The 23,544-nt window shown below is 33.8% G+C and carries 19 protein-coding genes, 1 tRNA gene and 1 rRNA gene; 16 read left to right on the top strand and 5 right to left on the bottom strand.

Annotated elements, in window-relative coordinates; all coding sequences use genetic code 11:
* The first annotated feature begins 375 nt into the window (after positions 1–375).
* The 8 genes from X928_RS07730 to X928_RS07695 are packed head-to-tail and all read left to right on the top strand — an operon-like array spanning position 376 to position 8,987.
* Complete coding sequence (locus X928_RS07730; RefSeq protein ID WP_103079219.1) at positions 376–855, top strand: hypothetical protein; 480 nt, start codon at positions 376–378, stop codon at positions 853–855.
* Positions 842–1,396 (top strand): DUF4416 family protein, encoded by a 555-nt coding sequence (locus tag X928_RS07725; RefSeq protein ID WP_103079218.1) that lies wholly within the window; start codon positions 842–844, stop codon positions 1,394–1,396. Before X928_RS07730 ends, X928_RS07725 begins: the two co-directional genes overlap by 14 nt.
* Before the next feature lie 37 nt (positions 1,397–1,433).
* The gene (locus X928_RS07720; RefSeq protein ID WP_245857208.1) at positions 1,434–2,411 is read left to right on the top strand and encodes an AI-2E family transporter; all 978 of its coding nucleotides are present in this window, start codon (positions 1,434–1,436) and stop codon (positions 2,409–2,411) included.
* Between the two features lie 5 nt (positions 2,412–2,416).
* Positions 2,417–3,769 carry a hypothetical protein gene (locus X928_RS07715; protein ID WP_103079216.1) on the top strand — a complete coding sequence of 451 codons (1,353 nt, stop codon included), beginning with the start codon at positions 2,417–2,419 and terminating at the stop codon, positions 3,767–3,769.
* Positions 3,766–5,004, top strand: a complete 1,239-nt coding sequence (locus X928_RS07710; protein WP_103079215.1) for a peptidase U32 family protein — start codon at positions 3,766–3,768, stop codon at positions 5,002–5,004. Before X928_RS07715 ends, X928_RS07710 begins: the two co-directional genes overlap by 4 nt.
* Entirely contained in the window at positions 4,997–5,749 is a 753-nt protein-coding gene (locus tag X928_RS07705; protein ID WP_103079214.1) for an ABC transporter ATP-binding protein, read from the top strand. The genes X928_RS07710 and X928_RS07705 overlap by 8 nt, the downstream gene beginning before the upstream one ends.
* On the top strand, positions 5,712–7,391 hold the full coding sequence (locus X928_RS07700) for a putative ABC transporter permease subunit (protein ID WP_103079213.1): 1,680 nt from the start codon (positions 5,712–5,714) through the stop codon (positions 7,389–7,391). The genes X928_RS07705 and X928_RS07700 overlap by 38 nt, the downstream gene beginning before the upstream one ends.
* A gap of 39 nt (positions 7,392–7,430) precedes the next feature.
* Complete coding sequence (locus X928_RS07695) at positions 7,431–8,987, top strand: alpha/beta hydrolase family protein (RefSeq protein ID WP_169926345.1); 1,557 nt, start codon at positions 7,431–7,433, stop codon at positions 8,985–8,987.
* Here the strand turns inward: X928_RS07695 and X928_RS07690 are convergent, their stop codons facing one another.
* Together X928_RS07690 and X928_RS07685 are read right to left on the bottom strand one after the other, a co-directional pair.
* Complete coding sequence (locus tag X928_RS07690; RefSeq protein ID WP_103079211.1) at positions 8,988–9,866, bottom strand: AEC family transporter; 879 nt, start codon at positions 9,864–9,866, stop codon at positions 8,988–8,990. It abuts the gene before it with no gap.
* A gap of 31 nt (positions 9,867–9,897) precedes the next feature.
* On the bottom strand, positions 9,898–10,776 hold the full coding sequence (locus tag X928_RS07685; RefSeq protein ID WP_342749744.1) for an acetamidase/formamidase family protein: 879 nt from the start codon (positions 10,774–10,776) through the stop codon (positions 9,898–9,900).
* A gap of 196 nt (positions 10,777–10,972) precedes the next feature.
* Between X928_RS07685 and X928_RS07680 the strand changes: the two genes are divergently transcribed.
* The 5 genes from X928_RS07680 (at position 10,973) to X928_RS07660 (ending at position 17,836) form a co-directional block, all read left to right on the top strand.
* Positions 10,973–13,027: a GGDEF domain-containing phosphodiesterase gene (locus X928_RS07680; protein ID WP_103079210.1), complete on the top strand. Its 2,055-nt coding sequence runs from the start codon at positions 10,973–10,975 to the stop codon at positions 13,025–13,027.
* A 13-nt stretch (positions 13,028–13,040) separates the two neighbouring features.
* Positions 13,041–14,009 (top strand): adenine nucleotide alpha-hydrolase family protein, encoded by a 969-nt coding sequence (locus X928_RS07675; RefSeq protein ID WP_103079209.1) that lies wholly within the window; start codon positions 13,041–13,043, stop codon positions 14,007–14,009.
* Positions 14,010–14,099: 90 nt separating this feature from the next.
* Positions 14,100–15,209 (top strand): diguanylate cyclase domain-containing protein, encoded by a 1,110-nt coding sequence (locus X928_RS07670; RefSeq protein WP_103079208.1) that lies wholly within the window; start codon positions 14,100–14,102, stop codon positions 15,207–15,209.
* A gap of 23 nt (positions 15,210–15,232) precedes the next feature.
* A complete protein-coding gene (locus X928_RS07665; RefSeq protein WP_103079207.1) occupies positions 15,233–16,576 on the top strand; it encodes a GntP family permease in 1,344 nt (447 codons plus the stop codon).
* Positions 16,577–16,588: 12 nt separating this feature from the next.
* Positions 16,589–17,836: a glycerate kinase type-2 family protein gene (locus X928_RS07660; protein WP_103079206.1), complete on the top strand. Its 1,248-nt coding sequence runs from the start codon at positions 16,589–16,591 to the stop codon at positions 17,834–17,836.
* A gap of 4 nt (positions 17,837–17,840) precedes the next feature.
* Here X928_RS07660 and X928_RS07655 read toward each other — a convergent pair whose 3' ends face one another.
* From X928_RS07655 to X928_RS07645, 3 genes are all read right to left on the bottom strand, one after another.
* On the bottom strand, positions 17,841–18,449 hold the full coding sequence (locus X928_RS07655; protein WP_103079205.1) for an NUDIX hydrolase: 609 nt from the start codon (positions 18,447–18,449) through the stop codon (positions 17,841–17,843).
* Between the two features lie 13 nt (positions 18,450–18,462).
* Positions 18,463–19,410 carry a GAF domain-containing protein gene (locus tag X928_RS10185; protein WP_103079204.1) on the bottom strand — a complete coding sequence of 316 codons (948 nt, stop codon included), beginning with the start codon at positions 19,408–19,410 and terminating at the stop codon, positions 18,463–18,465.
* A gap of 121 nt (positions 19,411–19,531) precedes the next feature.
* Positions 19,532–19,619, bottom strand: a tRNA-Leu gene (locus X928_RS07645).
* Between the two features lie 408 nt (positions 19,620–20,027).
* On the opposite strand from X928_RS07645, the gene X928_RS07640 reads away from it, so the two are divergent.
* The 3 genes from X928_RS07640 to X928_RS07635 all read left to right on the top strand — a co-directional run bounded on the left by X928_RS07640 (position 20,028) and on the right by X928_RS07635 (position 23,437).
* The gene (locus X928_RS07640) at positions 20,028–21,200 is read left to right on the top strand and encodes a type III PLP-dependent enzyme (RefSeq protein WP_103079203.1); all 1,173 of its coding nucleotides are present in this window, start codon (positions 20,028–20,030) and stop codon (positions 21,198–21,200) included.
* A 245-nt stretch (positions 21,201–21,445) separates the two neighbouring features.
* The gene (locus tag X928_RS10090) at positions 21,446–21,586 is read left to right on the top strand and encodes a hypothetical protein (RefSeq protein ID WP_169926344.1); all 141 of its coding nucleotides are present in this window, start codon (positions 21,446–21,448) and stop codon (positions 21,584–21,586) included.
* Between the two features lie 339 nt (positions 21,587–21,925).
* Positions 21,926–23,437 (top strand): 16S ribosomal RNA (locus tag X928_RS07635).
* The last annotated feature ends 107 nt before the right edge of the window (positions 23,438–23,544 follow it).

The raw sequence follows: 23,544 nt of genomic DNA, 5'->3' as shown, positions 1-23,544 counted from the left end.
GGGCTTCGCCCTGTGACCCTTTTAAAATTAAAAGCTTATATTGGAAAATTATTTAATTTCTAAAAGTTGTTTGTTAGCGCCCCTTTGCCTCAATCCCCATCCATAAGAACAAATATGAAAAAAATTTCATTACTAAGGGTCATTATTATTTTACCGTATTATTTTAAAATTTACAAATCTTTATTTGCAAAAAATAATTTCGTTGAATAACGAAGGTAATATTGTGTTATAATTTAAAAAGCTAGTTTGAGGAGGTAAAAAACGATAAAAGCACATTTTGACAAAGACCTTAGATCTTTAATTGAGAAATCAGATTACACTAAAAAACAAATAGCAGATAATTTAAAAATACCTGTATCCACCTTAGAAAATCTTATGAATGGAGAATTCGATTACTTCTCCAATGTTTCTTTGATAGATATAGCGAAAAGATTGAGTTCTATGTTAGGTGAAGAGATAAATGTAATTTTTGAAGATGAAGAGTTAAAAGAAGAAGTTAAGCTAAAAACGAAAGATACAACACATAACAAACTTAGAATATTTCAATTTTTGATGGTAGCGTTCTTGATCGTTAACTTAATTTTTCTGTATTTTCTAATTCAAGATTTAAGGTTTTACAACAGTATACTGCGAAGAAATATATACACACTAAATATTATCAATAGAGGAACTTCTGAAATATATGTAAACGAAACTGTGATTCCGCCAAGCCAAGATATTCAAATCCAACTGGCTTTTGGAGAAAATTTAGAGATTCATGGTAATCAAGGTGAAACTATTATTGAAACACCACTTGTTAAATATACTGTAAAACTAGAGGATTTTGAGGTGAGCTTGTCATATGGGAATGACTAAAGCACCAAATCTTGTAAATTATTTGGCGCATATATTTACTGCTGGAGATTCTGATTTATGGCTTTATAAAATGAGTTTGAAAGAGTTGCTCGAAAAACATTTTGGACCTATCGACTATATTTCGTCTTTATTGGATTTTCAGCGATTTACCAATTATTATAATGAAGAAATGGGTAAAAATATACGAATTGAATCAAGGTTGGTGAGTTTTAAATATCTAAGTTCTCCCGGTTTTTTGCCGGACGCGAAATTGATAACGAATGAGATTGAGAATAACTTTTCGGTTGATGGTAAAAGAAAAGTAAATATAGACATCGGCTATCTTCACCACACTCAATTTGTTTTAGCGAGCACAAAACACTGGGGCAATAGGATTTATATTGGCAAAGGTATATATGCTGAAATTACCTTAATGTACAATTTTGGGCAATGGGAACCTCTCAAATACACTTACGCTAATTTTAAAGATCCTGAATATTTAAATGAGTTAGATGCAATCAGAGATATTTATCTGAAGAAAAGAAAAAATTATATATCGTAATGTGCTTATTAATTTCTATAAATGGATGGTGAAAATATTGTTGTCACAAGGTGGTTGGTTGTCACTAATATATCTAGTTTTATTTCTGTTATTGGCTCATTTTTCTCCTTTTATTATTGCAGCGTTGATTTTGGGTGTCTTTTTGTCTATGCTTATAGAAGCGCCACAAAATTTATTTTCAAAGGTTATGAATTCTAAATTATCTGCCGTTTTATCTCACATACTTGTCTTAGGGTTAGTCTTATACGCAGCTATCACATTTTTCCCTGTTGTTATTAATGAAGGCAGGCAACTATTTTCTATGCTTTCTTCTTTAACGATCCCTCAAGAAGAAGCACTGGCTCAACTACCTGAATGGTTGGTAACATTTATCAACGATTTGAACAAAAATCTTTCTGATTTTGCTTTAGGTTTGATGAACCAGCTTTTATCATCTATTCCAAATTTGATAACTTCGGCTATTGTTTTGGTGGTAACAACTACGGCAATAGGTTCTTTAAAAACAATAACGAAGAATAATTTATGGAAACTTTACCCCGTAAATGACAGAGAAAAAGGTTTGAAGTTTATAAAAGATACTTACTCACAATTTGAAAGATTTGTACATGGCCAATTTTTGACAGCTATAATGGTAGGAACTTTCATTGGGTTAACGTCTTTCATCTTTCGTATACCGAGTGCGTTCTTTTTAGGCATCCTAGCTTGGATCACCGATTTTATACCGTATTTAGGAGTAGTTATTTCGGCAGTTCCTTTATTGATGTTAGCTTTCACAGAAAACGGGCTAATCGGTTTAATAATAGGTATAATAATTTTAACCGCTGCCAATCAGTTGGAAATGTGGTTCTTACATCCAAAAATTCAAAGTAATGCCCTCAATTTGCATTGGTTTGTAATAATAATATCTATACTTTTATTTGGTGAGTTATTTAGTTTTTTAGGCATTCTTATCGCCCTTCCGATAGTTGTTTATCTTAGGAACTTTTGGGAATATTTTGTGTTAAAAATCAAGTGATTTAAATGAAAAGATTTTATCTTTTTTTAATAAACATTTTGTTGACAATATTTAGTTTCTCAGCTGCCAATCTGCTAACAGAAAATGATCCCGAATACTATTTTAAAAAGTTAGGGGAAGTCTATTTAAAATACCCAATTTATGGAGATTTAAAAAGCACTCCAGAAGGTTTTGAAAATCATATACACTTTTCAATGGATTTAAAATACGAAGATAGAATCATAGATAATTTTAACCTATCTGGAGGCTGGTATAGAAGCACAGATATAAACGAAGTCTTATTCAGGGATTTTGTTGTAGAAAACGGGAATTTATTCACGTTCGGAATCAAAAACTATTATAGCGATTATTTTTATGCCCAGTTCATCGCTGATTTCAGGTTAAGTGATACCTCTTATTTTACTTACGAAAATTACAGTCTTTTCAACCTTCCGTCTTTGGTTTATATCTCTTTAGATTTTCCCACTTATTCTTATTTATCTTATAATAAAGAAGATCTTAGTTTTTTGGTGGGAAGAGTCCCTCTTTCATATGGTCCTATGAAATACAATCTCGTCTTATCTGATAACTCTCCTTATTATGATACCTTGGCTATTTCTTATTCTTTTAATGATAAACTAGATTACGATTTCTCTGTTTTATCCATGGTGCCAATGCTTTCAAAAGAAGAGTATGCTACCATGGAAGACGAGTTTATTGCCTTTAGAAATGCTTTTTATAATGGTTTAAATTATAATCCAAATGAAAAACTTTATTTGGGAATAAGCTCATTGAATCAGGTGGCGGGAGAGCTACCTAATCTTGTAAATATGTTTATAATATCCGACGTGGGTGTATATGGTGGGTACATGAAGATTATCCCTTTTTGGGATATAAGTATAGATACTGAATATGCGTTTAATTATGACACAAATAGCAGTGGTTATGGTTTAGGACTTTCAAAGACCTTTGATTTTGAAGGTGCCAAATTTAGAATTGGTGTTGAAAGATACGAAATACAAGATAACTTTTTTTCAAGCGATTATCCATACGATAATTTATACTACAGAACCATCGCTTTATCTTCCGAACCTGGTGCCAGAATTTTTTTTGACTATCCTTTCGGTTTCAAGTATGGGGAAGATTCCAAAATTAATAGTGTTGATTTAACCTTAGCCTTAGAAAAAGGTTATTTCAATTACATCTGGGATTATGGAGCGAACTCAAAAGGTATGATCGATAGCAATATTTTCAGTTTCTTATTCAATACAAAGATGGGAGATTTTGAGATGAAATGGAAATCTTTGAAAAATGGTGAGGAAGAATTTGAGACATTTTTAATATCTTATTTATTCGAGGTGAACTTTTTATTGCCATGAAAAAAGTTGAGTTGTTGTCCCCCGCAGGGAACTTTGAAAAATTGGAAACTGTTTATCACTATGGCGCCGATGCCGCATACATTGGTGGAAAAATTCTAAATTTAAGGGCATTTTCCAAGAATTTTGAAGATGAAGAATTGGAAAAGGCGGTAAAATTGGCCAGAAAATTACAAAAGAAGCTCTTTGTAACACTCAATGCAATACCCCACAATTCTGAATTGGAACTCTTACCTGATTGTATAAATTATTTGGAAAGATTAGAAGTGGACGGGGTAATAGTTGCGGATTTGGGTGTGTTTAATCTTGTGAAAAGAAACTCAAACTTACCTTTGATCGTAAGTACTCAGGCAAGTAACACCAATTGGGCTAGTGTTTCCATGTGGAGAGATTTAGGAGCAAAGAGGGTCATATTGGCAAGAGAACTTTCATTAAAAGAAATATCGGAAATCAGAGAAAAAGTCCCAGATATAGAAATTGAAGTATTCATACATGGAGCGATGTGTGTATCTGTTTCAGGCAGATGTCTATTAAGTAATTACTTAACGGGACGAGATGCCAACAGGGGGCAATGTACACAGCCCTGTAGATGGAAATACTATCTAATGGAAGAAAAAAGACCTGGGGAGTATTTTCCTGTGTTTGAAGATGAAAGAGGAACTTACATTATGAATTCTAAAGACCTTTGCACTATCGATTTTCTTGACAAAATAATTGAAACCGGCGTTGATAGTTTAAAGATAGAAGGAAGGATGAAAAGTAGTTATTATGCAGGAGTAACAACTAAAGTATACAGGCAAGCAATAGATAATTACTACAACAAAGAATACACTAAAGAACTTATCGATAGTTTAAAAAAAGAACTCGAAAGTGTTAGTCACAGAGAGTACACATCAGGTTTTTATTTTCATAAACCGGATGAAAACTCCCAAAATTATAAGACTTCGTCCTACATTAGAAATTACAAATTTGTGGGGAAAATTATAGAAAAGATATCTGAAGATCAATATGTTGTTGATGTCAGGAATAAGATAGAAAAGGGTGAAGAATTAGAGATTATAACCAAAAAAGGCGAAAATACTAAAATATTATTGGATCAAATAGTAAATCTTGAAGATGGTAGTTTAATAGATAGTGCTAATCCAAATCAAAAAATTATTTTGAAGGAGTATAATTCCCTGGACGTCGGTGATTTAATCCGAGTTCCTGACAAAGGAGGCAATAAACACATTGATTGAATTGATCGATCTTACAAAGCGTTTTTCTGAAAATGTGGTGGCGGTGGATTATGTAAACTTGGAAATAGAAGATGGGAAAATTTTCGGGTTTTTAGGGCCTAACGGTGCAGGAAAAACAACCACTATAAACATGATTACTGGTTTGTACAAACCAACTTCTGGAAGAATTATTTATGATGGGATAGATTTTCAAAAAGAACCAATAAGGATAAAAAAGTTGATAGGTTTTGTCCCCGATGAACCATTTCTTTTTGAAAAGATAACCGGAATATCTTACCTAAATTTTATAAGTGATGTGTTTGAGGTTCCGCTTGATGAACGCAAAAAAAGAGGGGAGTGGTTGATAAAAACCTTTAAGCTCGAAAGCTCTATTAGCAACCCTATTTCTACTTACTCCCATGGGATGAAACAGAAATTAGCTCTGATTGCTGCGTTGATTCACAACCCAAAGTTCTGGATTCTCGACGAACCAATTGTTGGGCTTGATCCTGAATCAGCTTTTATTCTGAAAAATCTTATGAAAAAACATGTGGAAGCAGGGAATATAGTATTTTTTTCCACACATATTATGGAAATTGCAGAAAAGGTTTGTGATGAAATAGCCATAATTGGTAAGGGAAGAATAATCTTTGAAGGTTCTATTAACGATCTAAGAAAGCTCAAAGGGGATAAAAGTTTGGAACAAATATTCTTAGAGGTGACAAATAGTGAAAGTGAAAAGATTGATTTCTCTTATCTTGATTAAATTAGATCAGCACTATGGAATTTCCAAAACTAAATACTCCATAAAAAGGAATAAAAGTGATTTAATTACTTTTATAGTCCTTTTTTGCGTCTTTGTACTAATGGTTGTTGCATATTCACCTCTATACCTTAACATGCTTAAAACTACTTTGGAGACTTACACAATCTTGAATATACAGTCATTATTTCTGGCAAACTTTTTTGTCTTAGCTGGCTTTTTTGGCTTCTTCTTAGGTGCTTTTCTGCTGATTGGAGAATTATTTATCAATAAAGATATGAAGCTTTTATTAACCTTACCTTTGAAACCTTATGAAGTTATTTTAGGGAAATTATCTGTGATTTTATCAGATCAAATGTTTATTTCATTGATATTATTGCTGCCTTCTTTGATTTATTTTGGGGTTTATACTAAACAAGGTTTTTTATATTATTTAATATTCATAATTGTTTTTCTTTTTTCGCAAGTATTTCCAATGACCTTGGTTTTATTGTATGCGTTGTTGACTTCAAAACTATTTAAAAAATCTAATAGGCGAGAGCTCCTCTTGTATTTATCAACAATTTTTCTTATGGTTATCTTTGGTTTATATTTGTTTTTATCAGGGTCAAATTTTTCAATAAATATGCAAAATAGCAACGAAATACCTAATATTTCTATCAATTCTGATAGCATCATTACTAAGTTAGCAAGGATTTATCCCCCTGCTTTTTTAGCCGTAAAATCTTTAACTAGTAGCATTTTTTTAAATTTAGCATGGCTTTTATTGTTCCTGGGCTTTCATTTATCCCTATTAATTTTAACGTTGTATGTTGGTGAAAAATTATATTATTCTAATTATTCTTCTCTGATAGAATCAAAGCCTTTACTTAGAAAATCTAAAACTCAAGGAACTTATAACTTCTTCACGAAAGAATCTACGGTAGACAAAGCTCTATTGAAAAGAGAGTGGCTGTATTTTTTGAAAACACCTTCATTTTCAGTCAATGGATTTAGTAATGTTTTGGCTTTTCCAATAATATTGATAGTCTTTGGTATTATATTCAATAATGTGGAATTAGGGTTAAGTAATGAAATAATAAGTACGATATTACAATACAAATTATTTATTGTTGGTTTTGTTGCAACTTTAGCCTCGTCTATAAATGGTCTTTCTTGCTCATGTTTTTCAAGGGAAGGAGGGTTGATAAAAGAACTGAAAATACTACCTGTGAATGTGGATCAAATTTTAAGGGCCAAAATTAAACATATTGTACAAATAAGCTCATTAGGTTTTGTTTCTGGTTTAATTATTGGGACATTGCTTTTTAAACTAAATCTTTATGAATTTTGCGGAGCCATGATCTTATCGATTATTTTTAATTTGTTTCTAAATATAATTCAAATGATTATTGATGCTTCAAAACCATACTTAAACTGGGATAATCCACAGAAGGCGATGAAACAAAATATAAATGGTTTGCTTGCTATATTGTTGGTTTTTGGAGTTGTAGGAATCGTAGGGTTCTTGATATATAAATTGGTTCCTCTGTTCGATCAATATATTATTTTAATCTCTCTAAACTTCATATTCTTGATTTTTAGCTTAATACTATGGAGATATTTAAAAAGAAAAACCGTTCAGCTTCTAAGTAGAGAATTATAATAGTAATTGTTTTTAAAAAAACTGCAAGAGGTGATGTATGTGAAGAAGTTTTTTGTTTTAATTTTACCGGTTATGTTTAGCTTTATGCTGGCTTTTTCAGAAAGTTATCAGTATTATATTTATCAAAACGATGCAGAGATTGGAAATATTATCGTGGAGTTTGATGTAGCTAATTGTTTGGGAAAAACTACCTCTATTTTAAATATAGGGGAAAACACCCTAAAATTTGTTTCAGAAACAAAATATGATGATTCTTGGACATTTCAAGAATATTCACTAGAGATTTTTGTTGACAATCAAAAGCAAGGAACTTTGGTAAGTACTTACAACGGGAAAAAGGTCACAAATCAATTCAACGGTATAAATTTAAAAAATTATAACGTAGAAAACGTAATTATTTTAGATAATAACTTCATTTTAGACCATATATTCGCCCTTTATTATAAAAATTTGCCCGAAGGTAAATATTCAGCATTTGTTCCTCAATTGTCTCTAAACCAGACAACCTGGAACAATGCAATTTTAGACGTGGAAATTGAGTATAAAGATCCTCAAAATTTGGTAATTTTGTCTTCAGGTTTAGCACAGAATGTAGCCCTTCAAGACGGTAAAATCACCAAGGTTGAGATACCTTCTCAATCAATTGAAGTAACAATGCACAAGAAAGAGCAAAAAGCGAAAAATTACGTTGAAAAAGAAATTATTTTTGACAGTTTCGATGGCTTTAAATTGGAAGGTTCTCTGATGATTCCAAAAGAAGTTGATAAAAATAAGAAGTCATTCGGTATTGTCTTGGTACATGGTTCAGGCCCACTTGACAGAAATGAAACTATTGGAACGCTTACACCTTTTTTGCACCTTTCAGAAGGCCTAGTTGAAGAAGGATATATAGTTTTAAAATATGACAAAAGAAATTTCACCATGGCAAAAAACGGACAAAATTTTTCAAAGGTTATGCCGGAGGCGTTTATCAAAGACGCACAAGTAGCTATAAGATACTTAAAAACCCTACCAGAAGTTGATAAAGAAAAAATAATCGTTATTGGTCATAGTCAAGGAGCTTCTTTTTTACCTTATATAATTGAAGGAGAAGAAGTATTTGCTGCTGTTACTCTTTCTCCAGCTTTGCTAGAGATTACAGATCAAATAGTTTACCAAGTAGAATATCAAATAAATTATTATAAAAAGCTTAATACTGACAATTCATTAGATAGTGTTATAAAAAAGTTAGAAGACGTTTTAACAGAGGCAAAAAAAGTAAATGAAAGTATGAAAAAAGGAGAAATAGACCCAAACGAGCTATATTTAGATTATTATAGTGGAGAATTTTTAATTCGATGGAGTGAGCTTAGTCGAAATATGGTAGAAAAGTTTGTGAATATGAATGTTCCGTTATTAATAATCAATGGCACACAAGATTTGAAGACGCCCTACGAGCTCTTAAAAGAATATGAAAAAGAATTGAAAAAGAAAAATGATTTAGAAATAGTTTACATAGAGAATATGGCTCACGAGCTTGTCAACTTTCAAACATTAAAATTTGAAGATAAAGTAGTCGATCAAATCGCACTTTGGTTGGAAAGCCAGGGACTTTGATCAAAACCCCATTATCGCTGTTACAACAAATACAATTATGAAAGAAATAAGAGTTGTCAGACTCACGAAACTGCTAGCGAGTTCGGAGTCATAGTTGTTTTTTACCGAATAAACGATCGCCATCATTGCACTTGGTAGCAATGGGGAAAGAAAAAGAGAAATTCTTTGCAGTTCTGTACTTACAGGGATTAGTAAAGTGAATAACGAAACTACAAGCCCCAATAAATACTTTGTGGTTACAGAAATCGTTAAGATCCTTCTGTGAGCTTTTAGAGATACTATATTGAAATAAAAACCTACTAAAAACATTATCAAAAAATTATTGGCATCTTTTATAACCATCATAGGTGAAAGTACGAATTCAGGTAAATTAACGCCGTTTAGGAGAAATGCCAAAATTAAAGCTATAAAAGGAGGAAATTCAAACAGATCTACAATGTGAAACTTGCCTCCTTTTCCTTCAGCAACAGACTTGCCAACTCCAAATACGATAAAACTGTTTCCTAAGTCGTAAAGTGCAAAGTAAGTTATGGATTCAATCCCCCATAACATTTCTGCCAAAGGGTACATGAAAAGGCCAATATTCAATCCACAAAAAGCTAATAATATTACTGTACTTATTCTTACATCTTCGATTTTTAAAGTTCTTAATAAAAATTTTCCACCCCAAAAGATCAGCAACCCACCTAAAAAACCTATTAAAACAAAAAATAATTTAGATAAATCTATTTGAGACGAAGTTATACCTATAAATACAGTCATGGGAAGTGTAAAATTGATTATCAAAGTTGTTAGAATATCACCTGTGTTTTTAGGTAAAAATCTTTTAGATATGTTTCCTATGGTTGCTATTATTACGAAGTTTATAAGTGCTGTCAATGACTTACTCCCCTTTTATTGCTAAAAATATCTATTTTAGGAATTCTAACGGTAGTTCCATTCTCACAGTTTTTAAAGGATCAACCACTTGGCAAATTTGAAGATTTCCAATAGCGCTAAGCAAGAATATAGCTTTTTCTTTACTCAGTTTATATTCTTGGTTCAAAAAATGTACCATGTTTTTTGTGGCTGTAAGCGAAGCTTCATCTAAAGATGGTTTTGAAGCTAACGTATAAATGTTTTTTTCAGTTTTCACCATAGGCAATTTCCAATCCTTGTCTTTTATTATATTGAATGAAACGGATACTTCAGCCGGAATTTCGACACCTGTTACGCAAACTTCTCCATCGCCCATAGCGGCATGTAAATCGCCTAAAGCAAATAAAGCTCCTTCAACATGTACAGGTAGGTACACGGTAGTTCCTTCTCCAATGATATTACAATCCATGTTTCCACCATGCTCTCCAGGTGTACCACAAGGGATACTTCCTTCTTTAGGAGCGGTACCAATAACCCCTATCATAGATTTTAAAGGGATTTCGTAGTCGTATAGAAAAGCTTTGTTTTCCTTTATTGGCACTATTTTTATAAAACTTCGTTCAAAAGCATCCCCTAAAACTCCCATATCTTTGCCCGTCAACATTACACCGTAATCTCGAGTTATTTTTATATTTTCTATATTAACTTCTAAAATGTCTCCCTCTTTTGCCCCTTCAATGAAAAGAGGACCTGTAGCTGGATTAACTTTTTCCCAGTTTATTGACTCGAAAGGCTGGTTCTCAGATCTTATTTCATCACTTAAAGCATCTTTTGTCTCTATGCAGATTTTTTCTTTGGGTTTAACTTTAGCTATAGGAATATTTGTTTTAGAAAAATTAAATATAGAGTTTTCTTTTTTAATTTTTATCAACATTAATCACCTCTTTTGGTTTTTTCTGTAAATAAAAGGAATACTTTTTGAAAATTTTGTTTTATCTTTATTTATAATTAAAAAGACTATAATATAATCAATGTATATTTTATCATACAAATTTTAATTATCTATAATTATAAAGTTTGATTTAAAAAAGGTCAAAGCAAATATTTTTTTAAGAGGAGAGGTCATAGTGGAAAATGGCGAAAAGGCAATAGAAGAATTATTGGATATGTATGAATCTGGCTCAGAGATGTATACAGGAGCAATAATGCGAATAGATCTGTCAAATGGTAAGATCGTATATTCAGAAAATCTAAAACAAATAACTGGTGTTGGGAAAAACGAACTTCCCAATAATCTAGATGAATTATTAGCTCTTATAAAAGAAGAAGATGTCCAAAAGATTACCGATAAAGTTTATAACAGTGAATACGAGGCTGAGTGGACGTTGAAAGTTTCTTTGAAAAGGAATAAAGAAGGTTTTAATACTTTTGATTTAATAGGAAAGAAAAAAAGAAAGTGTGATAAAGATGTTTTATATCTTTTGGTTCGTAATCCTGATCAAAATTTTGGATTGATGAGCCCAGATATATTTTTCCCAAAAGAGATGTTTGACAATTCACCTCAGGCTATAATTATAACTGATAAAAATAACAAAGTAGTAAGGGTAAACAAAGCTTTTTTAGAAATGACTGGCTATACTTTTGATGAGGTTGTGGGGCAAAATCCTCACTTTTGGGCTTCAAATATGCATGATAAAAATTTTTATGAGCGAATGTGGTACGAACTTAAATCAAAAGGGTTTTGGAGCGGTAGAATAATAGATAGGAAAAAGAATGGTGAAATCATATTCTTGTATTCAAATTTCTTTGAAATTAAAGGATACAACAACAAAGTAATAGGGTATATGGCTATAAATACGGATATTACTAACAGTGTTAAAAAAGAAGAAGAAATAACGAGAGTGCTGAAACATGATTCTTTAACAGGTTTACCAAACATGAAAGGTTTATCCGAAAGAATAGATGATGTTCTGCAAAAAAATACAGAAGAAAAGAAATTTGCAATTTTAATAGTGAAAGTTGATGAATTACATGAATTAATTGATTTTTATGGTTTGAAAACGATGAATCGAGTTATAAAAGAGGTAGCAAAGGAAATTACCGAAGTGGTTCGTAAACAATACTTTGCCTCAACAATCTCTAAAGATGAATTTGCTTTGTTTGGTTGTTTTGAAGGTATAGAAGAATTAGAAAGTCTCGCGACCAACCTTTTAAATAAGTTATTAACACCTGTTCAAATATTTGGCGAAAGAATTTTTTTGAAAATAAAGATAGGTATAAGTAACTATCCAGTGGATTCAACAAATCCTGAAGATTTAATAAATCAGGCGGAAATGGCTTTAAAAAATTCATTGAGACAATCTATCAATTTTTATTCACCCGAATTATCGAAAATTTTTGGGTTTGAAAAGAAAATGGAAGATGAGATAAATTTGGCATTAGAAAATAATGGACTATTGATGTACTTTCAGCCTCAAATAGACACAAAAGCGATGAATATAATAGGTGCTGAAGCTTTAATTAGGCTAAAAGAAGCCAATGGTTCCGTTTTGCCTCCAAACGTATTTTTAGGTATTGCTAAAAAGAATGCGTTCATGGATAAGATCGATCAATTTGTTTTAGAGGAAACGATAAAGAGTGCAAGGGTTATAAACGAATCATTAAATAAAAACATAAGGATTTTTTTCAACGTCTCAAAATCATTTTTTGAAAGAGAGGATTTTATATATAACATCGAAATTATGTTACATAAATATAATTTAAATCCCTTTTATTTAGGAATTGAGCTCACAGAAGATTTATTCATTGAAGATTTTTATTTGGCTCAGAAAAAAATAGAAGCTTTGAAAGAAATAGGATTAAAGATTGCCCTCGATGATTTTGGAACAGGATTTTCTTCTCTTTCCTATTTAAATAAATTGGATGTTGATAAGATAAAAATAGATAAAAGTTTTATTGATAATATTTTACATGACGAGACGTCCCAAAGATTAGTATCAAGTATCATTTCAATGTCTAAAAGCTTAGGATTTGAAGTTATTGCAGAAGGTGTAGAAAATAAAGAACAGTTATTATTTCTTCAAAAGGAAGGGTGCTACGAGGTACAAGGTTATTATTTTAGTAAGCCCTTACCCTTTGATCAGTTCAAACTTTTTCTGAAAAAACAAAAAATTATGATATAAACGGGAGAGAGAAATGACAACAACAATCGAAGAAAAAATAGATTCTATAAAAAAGGAAATGAAAGAGATAATAGGTAACAAACATTTGTATATAGCTTTTTCTGGAGGTATGGACAGTACTGTTGTAGCTCTACTTGCAAAAGATATTTTGCCTAAAAGTAAGATTACTTTGGTGAACGTTTGTTTTGGTGGTTATTCTTACTCAAAAGGATTAGAGGCTGTTTTAACTTTATCCAAACAGTTGGGTTTAAAATTGTTTTTTTCACGAGGCGAAGAAGAACAGGAAGAGATAATGTACCATGGACCAAATTGTAATCAATGTACAAGGATTGTAAAAATCGGAAAGGTAAAGCAGTTTTCTTATAAGGGGATAGTTGCTTCAGGTGCAAACTTATCTGATTCATGGGGTAATACTGGGATTAAGTTTTTTGACGGGATATACTCACCCCTTTTAAATTTGAACAAAGAAGAAATCCATGAGATTTTAGAGTACTATAATATAACGATTCCAAAAATTGGGGAGAATAAAATACGAGAGGGATGTAAGTACAAGCATTTATTAAAAATGTCTGTAAACAGAGATTATCATTCAAGAGCAGATATCATTGCCAACGAAGTGATTCACGATGTGCTTGATTTTTACGATGTTCAAAGAGAGATCGCAAACGTTAAAATCATCGGCCCTCTTTCAAAGAACATTGCTCTGATTAATGTTAAGCCTTTACCCTCTAAAGTAATTTTAGAAGAGATAAAACATCTCCTTCAGAATGAAGAAACAATAGATTTTGTTGATATAGTAGATACTGCTTTAAAACTCAAGATTTTGGTAAATCCAGGTATATATAACAACGAAGAGTCGAAATACTGGATATTAAATGGGAGATTGGCTCCGGAATTTGCTATGCCCATAACCGCTGAATGGATAAAAAGCTCAAACTACAAACTCTGGACTTTCGCTGTAGTAGATTATAAAAAATTATAAAAAATCACAATTCTATCCAAAGGGTTAGAATAGTGATATAATGTTAGGGTAAAAAGATTTATACTGTAATTACTATTTGAGGGAGATAGTATGGTGTATATAATTATTTCTATTGTACTGTTGTTGATATTGGTCTATGTTTTTTATACGGGGATAAAAACCGCTATCTATGTTCGAAGAATTGTTAATGAAAAAGATAAACCACCTGCTTTCACTCCTCCAAGTCCGAAAAAGGTTATAAAGGAACGCTTTAAAAGTTCTCTTTTTGAAACGGCTATTACCTGTTTAGAAAATGAAGTTGAAAAGGATTGTGCATTTGAAGATATCATTAAAAAGTTAACACTCTTTTTAAAAGCCGACTCTTGGAGTTTCTTAATAACCCCTCCTGATGATGTATGGAGATTTTTATTTTGGTCAAAGAATTTAGACTTTCTTCCTTTGGAGGAAGTAGCCTCAGAAATACAAATTAATGGGGAACATATTAAAAAAGTATTAGATACTAAAAAAATATTTTTCATAAAGGACACTAAAAAGAATAGCCTGTGGAATCAAAAACATAGCTTGTCTAAGTCCTGGTTGGGTATACCGATTATGGTAAAAAATGAAATAATAGGAGTTTTGAATGTTGATTGGTTCCAGCAAGTAAAGGTATCACCATTTGAAAAAGAATTAATAAATTACTTTTTAGAAGATGTAGATAGAGTTTTAAAAACTGTTTTTTCTTTGAATGAACTGTTTTTAAGTTCAGATTTAGATATATTAACCCAGGCATACAATAGGAAAGCCCTTGAAAAATATATTTCTCAACATAAATCTGATAGTTCAAAAAAGGCGGTTATTTTTCTGGACTATGACAATTTTAAAAAGATTAACGATAATTTTGGTCACACCGTAGGGGATCAAGCTTTAAAAGTTCTTACAAAGAGAATTCAAAATTCTATTAAATCTGATGATTTAATCTTTAGGTACGGAGGAGACGAATTTGTTATAATAATAAATGAAATAACTGAGAACAATAGTATTGACATAATAATACAACGGATCAAATCAACTGTTAAAACCCCAATAACAATTAAAGATACATTGATAATATCTTCTATAAGTATAGGCTACTGTCTTGTTCCTCAAGAAGCTCCTGATATTGAGAAAGCCATTGAAATAGCCGATAAAAAAATGTATTTGCAAAAAGAAATACATTAATTAATATTAAGGGGGTATTACTAATGGGTATATGGTTGATCTTTTTATTGGTTTTATCTGTTATTTTTATAATTTTTGCAACTGCAAGGTTAACGCTACACCCTTTCTTAGTTTTGCTTTTCACTGCGATTTTGTTCGGTATTTTTTCTGGAATGGGTTTGACAGAAATAGTCGATTCAATTACCGGTGGTTTTGGAGGAACGCTTGGAAGTATCGGAATAGTGATCGCTGCTGGTACGATAATCGGTACTTTCCTTGAAAAGTCTGGTGGCGCATTTAAGATGGCAGAAGCTACTTTAAAATTAACTGGAGAAAAAAGAGTTCCGTTGGCTATGGCTATAATAGGTTATATAGTTTCCATCCCTGTTTTTTGTGACTCTGGATATGTAATTCTTTCTCCATTAAACAGGGCTGTTACGAAGAGGGCAAAGTTCTCCCTTGCAACAACGGGTCTTGCCCTAAGTCTTGGATTATACGCTACACATACGATGGTTCCACCCACACCAGGACCCATAGCTGCTGCTGGTATCTTAGGTGCAGATTTGGGGATGGTTATATTGATTGGATTGATAGTTTCTGTTCCCGCTATGCTCATAGGTGTACTATACGCCAATATAATGGGCAATAGAATATATATTGAACCAGAACCCGAATTAAGTGATGCCGAGATCGAGGAAAGAACCAAGAAAGCTCCTTCAACTTTTAATTCTTTTATGCCTATAGTTGTTCCTATCATTTTGATACTTTTAAAATCAATTTCTGATTTCCCAACCAGACCTTTTGGGGACGGAGCTGTTAGAAGCTTTTTTGGGTTCATTGGTAATCCAGTAATCGCTCTTTTAATAGGAGTTTTAATAGCTTTCACTTTACCCAAAAAATTAGATAAAAAGATGCTTTCTTCAAGTGGTTGGGTAGGTGAAGGATTGTTGAATGCCGCATCTATTATTTTGATAACAGGGGCCGGTGGCGCATTTGGGAGGGTCTTACAAAATTCAGGAATTGCAGATGTATTGGGGGAAGGTTTAGCAACAGCTAATTTGGGTATTTGGCTACCTTTTATCGTGGCTGCAGCGATTAAATCAGCTCAAGGATCTTCAACTGTTGCTATAATAACTACTGCATCATTAATGGCTCCATTGATGAGCTCTCTAGGTTTAACTACACCTGCTGCAATAGCGTTGTCCGTGGTTGCCATTGGAGCTGGATCTATGGTGGTATCTCATGCTAACGATAGTTATTTCTGGGTTGTTTCACAATTTTCGAGAATGAGTGTCAATCAGGCTTATAAACTTCAAACGTTGGGAACTTTAGTGGAAGGAGTCACAGCGGCAATTATTATATGGATTATAAGTTTAATAATTTTGTAAGGAGTTGATCCGTTGAAAAATTTACGTGAAGATGCCTTTAAAATAATAAAAAGTTCAATAGATTTTGTTTTACCAGAAAAAGCTGTTCAACAAGAGCTTGAGATGATAGATTTACAAGATAATATTCACATAGTTGCTATAGGAAAAGCTGCTTGGAGGATGGCTAAAGCAGCAAAAGATTTTTTAAAGGATAAGGTAAAAGATGGAATAGTTATAACAAAGTATGGTCATTCTCAAGGTACAATAGAAAGCCTACAAATATATGAAGCGGGGCACCCTATACCAGATGAAAATACTATAAAATCTACAAAGAAAGCTATAGAATTGGTACAAAATTTAGGCCAAGGCGATGTTGTATTATTCCTTGTTTCTGGAGGAGGATCAGCCCTTTTTGAGCTTCCCGTCGAGGATGTCACTTTAGAAGACATAAAAAATGTAACAGACATGTTGTTAAAATCTGGAGCAAATATAGTGGAAATAAATACAGTTCGCAAACATCTCTCTCGAGTTAAGGGAGGGAATTTTGCAAAGTTAGTTGAACCTGCCAAAATATATTCTCTTGTTCTATCTGATGTGTTAGGGGATAGATTGGATAGTATAGCATCTGGTCCTGCATACCCTGATTCTACCACTACCGAAGATGTGGAAAAAATAATAAAAAAATATGACTTACAACTTTCAGAAAAGATCTTACGAGCTCTGAAAAATGAGACTCCAAAACATCTAGATAACGTTGAAACAAGGATTATTGGTAGTGTAACTAAGGTTTGTGAAAGTGCTGCCAAAATTGCTCAACATTTGGGATATAATACTATGATTTTAACCACCACCCTTGATTGTGAATCAAAAGAAGCAGGCTCATTTTTAGCTGCCATAGTTAGGGAGGAAAAAGAAAGAGAAGAACCGTTAAACATTCCTTGTGCAATAATTTTAGGAGGAGAAACGGTAGTTCATGTTAGAGGAAATGGTAAAGGAGGAAGGAATCAAGAACTGGTTTTATCCGCAGCTCGAGGTATTAAAGGATATCAAGAAGTTTTGATCGCTTCGGTAGGAACAGATGGAACAGATGGTCCAACTGATGCGGCCGGTGGAATAGTTGATGGAGAAACGGTCAACAGATTACAAGAGAAAGGAATAGATGTTGAAAATGCATTGAATAACAACGACTCATATCATGCCCTACAAAGTGTTGACGGTCTAGTTATAACAGGTCCTACCGGCACAAATGTAAATGATTTAACTTTTATACTCTGTAATTGAATAGTCAATGTCTCAATTTCTTAATAAACTCGTACGTTAATCTGGCGGTGATGCCCCAAACAATTCTATCTTCGTAAACATAAAAGTAAACAGGATATTTACCAACTCTCCAGTTATAATCTTTTCCATTAGGGATAAGATCATAAGGGAACCCTTCATCTGTTTCGTTTGTAAGATAAGTGTTATGCACTAAAGGTTCATGAGATAACAAGTATTCTAAAGGTACGGTGAATAATTCTTCCACTTCTTCATTAGGTTTTATTGTGTTAACGTTTGTATTCAAAAAACCCACATACGAATATATTAAATAATTAAAGGGAGTAAGGAGATAATCTCCTGCTCCCAATATTTCTATGTTATCTGGTTGCAAATTCAATTCTTCACAACTTTCTCTAATTGCTGCATTTTTTGGAGTTTCGTTGGCCTCAATTTCTCCTCCAGGGAAAGAAACTTCACCAGGTTGTCTCTCTAAAGTCTTTGATCTTAATTCGTATAAAAGATGTAAAGAGTTGTCTTTTTGTATCAAAGAAATCAACACAGAAAAACATTTTTCTACTCCTATAGGTTTTGGAGAATAATCTTTAAAAATTTCTTTAATTTTATCTAGATTCACATAATCACCTTATTTACCAAAATCTCTCAGAAAGTAATTTGGCAATAGCTTCCAAAAATGATCGATCGTCTTGATCAAAAGGGGCTTTTTCGTGACTATCAATATCTATTTCACCAACAATATTTCCTTTTTTATCAAATATGGGAACAACGATTTCCGCCTGTGTTTTTGGGCTGCATGAAAGATAGTTCTCTTCTTTGCTAACATCATCAACAACGAAGGTTGCTTTTGTGCTTGCCGCCTGTCCGCAGATTCCTTGTCCAAACTTTATTTTTGTGTGTTCTGTTGGCTCTCCAACAAAAGGTCCTAATACAAGCGAATTGTCTTCTCTCTCATCGACTAGATAAAAACCTACCCAATTATAATAAGGTATCCTTTCAGATAACAATTGAGAAATTAATGTTAAAATACTCTGCTTATCGTTATAATTTTTGTCACTGATAATCGTTTTTACCTTATCGTATAAAATCCAAAAGTCAGCTTTTTTCTTATTGGGTGTTGTAGAATTGATGAATTTCATTATTGCTTCTTCTATTAAGGTTTTTGGATCGATCTTATCCCTGTTGAAATAAAAATAAAGTATATCTACACCAATTATTGTTCCTTTGAATGATTCTAAAAATTCGTAAGGGCTATCACCCGTGAATACAGTTAAATAAACCGCATAATCTCCCCTGTCAACTTGAAACTTTTCAGAGGATTTTGTCAGGTCCTTGATGATATCGGCTTTTAAATCTTTTATAATTTCTTGCTTGTACCAAAAAGCCTTGTCAAGTTCCCTTCTTCCAATTTTTTTAAACTTTTCAACAATCTCATCATCTTTGATACCTTTTTTTTCTTGATAAAGATTTACAAAATTTAAAGTTCTCTTGTAATCTTGCCAAAATAAATCCCACTTTTCTTTTGGATAAGTCAATATTTCAAAAAAATAATCAGTAAAATCTCTAAAAACGCTTCTCATTAATACAAAGTGCCTCCTTATGATTTTCCGATAATTATTTAAATTATATCAAAATTGACTCATAAAATAAAAAACCACCTTTTCTGAAGAAACGGGTTTCCGCCTCTTAAGGAAAGGTGGATGGTGCCGAGGGCGGGACTTGAACCCGCACGGACTAAAAGCCCATAAGATCCTGAATCTTACGCGTCTACCAATTCCGCCACCTCGGCTTATTAACTGCTATTTGTTTAAATTATACCACTACAAAGGAATTTTGTGAATACCTTTCGGGATATTTAATAATGTAACTTAGCATAATTATATATTAACTAAATAAATGTTTGCACGTTACTTTTTGTGTATTAAATATTCAATTGTAAATTTATAATTCTTAAATTTGGGATTCTCTAAAAACCAAATATTTTAGAAATAAAATTGTTTTCAAAAATTAGATTTAGATTTTTAAAGGGTTACAGGACGGAGCTCACTCTAATAACTGTGGGTGGCCCTGCGGGGAGAAGGGGTAGAATCTTCTGCTCTTCCTTATGGGCGGGGAGCGGGGTGAAAGGGCGCTATATATAAAGTTTTAGAGTTTCTAAAGGCAACATAATCCAAAAAACTTAGGGAGGTTGGATAAATTGGAATTAACGCAACTCATAAGAGAAGCGGCAAAAACTCTTGAAACACCTTTTTTAGTGTTAGATACTAATTATGTAAAGGAAAATTATTACAAGCTCAAAAATTCAATCAACGATGTCGAAATTTTTTATGCGGTAAAAGCCAATTCTCATCCTAGTATACTTGAAACATTAAGAGATTTAGGAGCTTCTTTTGATGTTGCATCAAGAGGGGAAATAGAAAAATTAATGAAGTTGGGAATTTCTACAGATAAAATGAGTTTTGGAAATACTATAAAGAAAGAAAAAGATATAAAATTTGCATGGGATAATAATGTAGAATATTTTGCGGTAGATTCGGAGATGGAAGTTGAAAAGATTGCAAGAAACGCCCCGGGTGCAAAAGTATATGGAAGATTGTCAATGAGTTCCAACGATTCAGATTGGCCACTTTCGGGTAAATTTGGCACGGACGTAGATCATCTAATAGAAATCCTAAAATATGCAAAAAGAAAAGGTTTAATACCATATGGGGTGTCTTTCCACGTAGGCTCGCAATCATATAACAAATACAAGTGGAAGGAAGCAATTTTGAATGCCAGTGAGGTTTTTGAAAAACTTCACAAGCAAAAGATTGATTTAAAAATGCTGAATTTAGGCGGTGGTATTCCAGTAGAACATACAAAACCAGTGCCGGACGTAGAAGAAATTGGAGAAATAATAAATGAATCGATCAAAGAGTATCTTGGATGGGTGAAAGGGTTAAGAGTTTTATCTGAGCCGGGAAGGTCTATGGTTGGTAATGCAGGGATAATTGCCTCAAGAGTTCTTTTAAGGAGTAGAAAGGGTACACAAAACTGGGTGTTTTTAGATACCGGTGTTTTTCACGGTTTAATGGAAACCATTGAAAATTTCAGGTACGAAGTGCTGGTGGAAGGCAAAGAGTATTCCGAAACAACAACTATGACCTTAGCTGGTCCTACCTGCGACAGTGTAGATACTATCTATGATGAAATTGAATTGCCAATTAATATTGATTATAACGATATAGTATATTTTATAAATACTGGTGCTTACACCAATGAATATGCGACATCCTTTAACGGTATAGAACCACTTAAAGTATACACAGTCGAAGATTTAGAAGCTTTGTTGAAAGACAATATTGTATTTATGGAAGAAATACAAAGCTAATTGCGTAAATTTATTATAATAATATGATTATAAATAGATGCTGAAACGGCATCTATTTTTTAAAAATTAAATCCGATAAAATTAATCTAATTTAAATTAGTGCTTAATATACATTAGTTATAATACTATAGTGAAAGAAATTTCATAGTATAAAAATTTTTAAAGTTCCATCAGTGAAGTACTTTTGAAATAAAACGATTTTCAAAAATAAGATTTTTGATTTTAAGATGAGGAGGTGTTTAGGAATGAAATATTTATCTAATTTTATAAACAGAAGACTAAATCATTCACTAGAAGGCGAAACAATCGATGCTAGTAAGTTGGTAGATGATATGAAAAATGAAGTTTTGATCGAGGAGTCACTATTAGGCTATAATATTCATTGAAATTACTATAAATATCAAACCAAAATTAACTTAAGTGAGGCCTGGGTTTAAAGGCCTCGCTTGTTTAAATACAAGATCAATGTTTTCGAATAAAGGATTCAGACAAAATTATCAATTCACAATAATTTTCAAATAAGTTCATAAAAAAGAAATTGACAAAAGGTAGAGTGATGTGATAATATATACAACGCTGAAGGATGAAAGAGTTAATGAAGTTAGGGTTTTTATGCAAACGAAGTTCTTTTAAAAAAGAAGGAATTTGAATTTGTGGAGTTTGAGGGGTTCACCCCTCAATGCATGTTGGTCTTTGAAAAGTAGATAGAGGAGACTGAAGAGTTTAGGATGAAGGGTTTGATCCTGGCTCAGGGTAAACGCTGGCGGCGTGCGTAACACATGCAAGTCGAACGGGTTATACATCTTCGGATGTATAATCAGTGGCGAACGGGTGAGTAAAAGGTAGGGACCTACCCCGAGGACAGAGATAGCTACTGGAAACGGTAGGTAAACTCTGATAAGCCCGAGAGGGGAAAGTGGGAGTCAGCCTTGGGATGGACCTACTATCCATCAGGTAGTTGGTGAGGTAAAGGCTTACCAAGCCGATGACGGATAACCGGTGTGAGAGCATGGACGGTCACAAGGGCACTGAGACACGGGCCCTACTCCTACGGGAGGCAGCAGTGGGGAATATTGGACAATGGGCGAAAGCCTGATCCAGCGACGCCGCGTGAAGGAAGAAGTCCTTCGGGATGTAAACTTCTGAACTAATCGAATAAGAGGGTAGTGGACACACTACAGAAGAAGGTAGATTAGGAAAAGTCCCGGCTAACTACGTGCCAGCAGCCGCGGTAAGACGTAGGGGGCGAGCGTTGCCCGGAATCACTGGGTGTAAAGGGGACGTAGGCGGATGATCAAGTCATCTGTGAAAAGATTGCTCAACGATTGGCTTGCGGATGAAACTGGTCATCTTGGGCGTAGCAGAGGTAGACGGAATTACCTGAGTAGGGGTGAAATCCGCAGATACAGGTAAGAAGGCCGGTGAAGAAGTTGGTCTACTGGGCTACAGCTGACGCTGAGGTCCGAAAGCCAGGGGAGCGAACCGGATTAGATACCCGGGTAGTCCTGGCTGTAAACGATGCTCACTAGGTGTAGGGAGCGAAAGACTCTCTGTGCTGAAGCGAACGCGATAAGTGAGCCACCTGGGGAGTACGTCCGCAAGGATGAAACTCAAAGGAATTGACGGGGGTCCGCACAAGCGGTGGAGCATGTGGTTTAATTCGAAGCTAACCGAAGAACCTTACCAGGGATTGACATGTAACTGAAGGTAGAGAAATCTACTGGCCTGCCGTAAGGTGGGAGGTTACACAGGTGGTGCACGGTCGTCGTCAGCTCGTGCCGTGAGGTGTTGGGTTAAGTCCCACAACGAGCGCAACCCCTACAATTAGTTACCAGCAAGTAAAGTTGGGGACACTAATTGGACAGCCGCCGACGAGGCGGAGGAAGGAGGGGATGACGTCAGATAAGCGTGCCCCTTATACTCTGGGCGACACACGTGCTACAATGGGGAGGACAAAGGGAAGCGAAGCCGTAAGGTGGAGCGGATCCGGAAAAACTCTCCGTAATATGGATTGTAGGCTGAAACCCGCCTACATGAAGCTGGAATCGCTAGTAATCGCAGGTCAGCCAAACTGCGGTGAATACGTTCCCGGGCCTTGTACACACCGCCCGTCACGCCACCCGAGTTGGGAACACCTGAAGGCAGTACGGTAGGTACTGTTGAAGGTGGGCTTAGCGAGGGGGGCGAAGTCGTAACAAGGTAGGTGTACCGGAAGGTGCGCCTGGATCACCTCCTTTCTAAGGAGAATTGAAGAGTTTCTACCTCCTCTATCTACTTTTGAGAGAGTTGGGCTAGTAGCTCAGCTTGGTAAGAGCGCACGCCTGATAAGCGTGAGGTCGGAGGT

The sequence above is a fragment of the Petrotoga miotherma DSM 10691 genome (assembly GCF_002895605.1).
Lineage (GTDB): Bacteria > Thermotogota > Thermotogae > Petrotogales > Petrotogaceae > Petrotoga > Petrotoga miotherma.
Note: the sequence above shows the minus strand (reverse complement) of the source record. Positions and strands in the feature narration are given on the sequence as shown.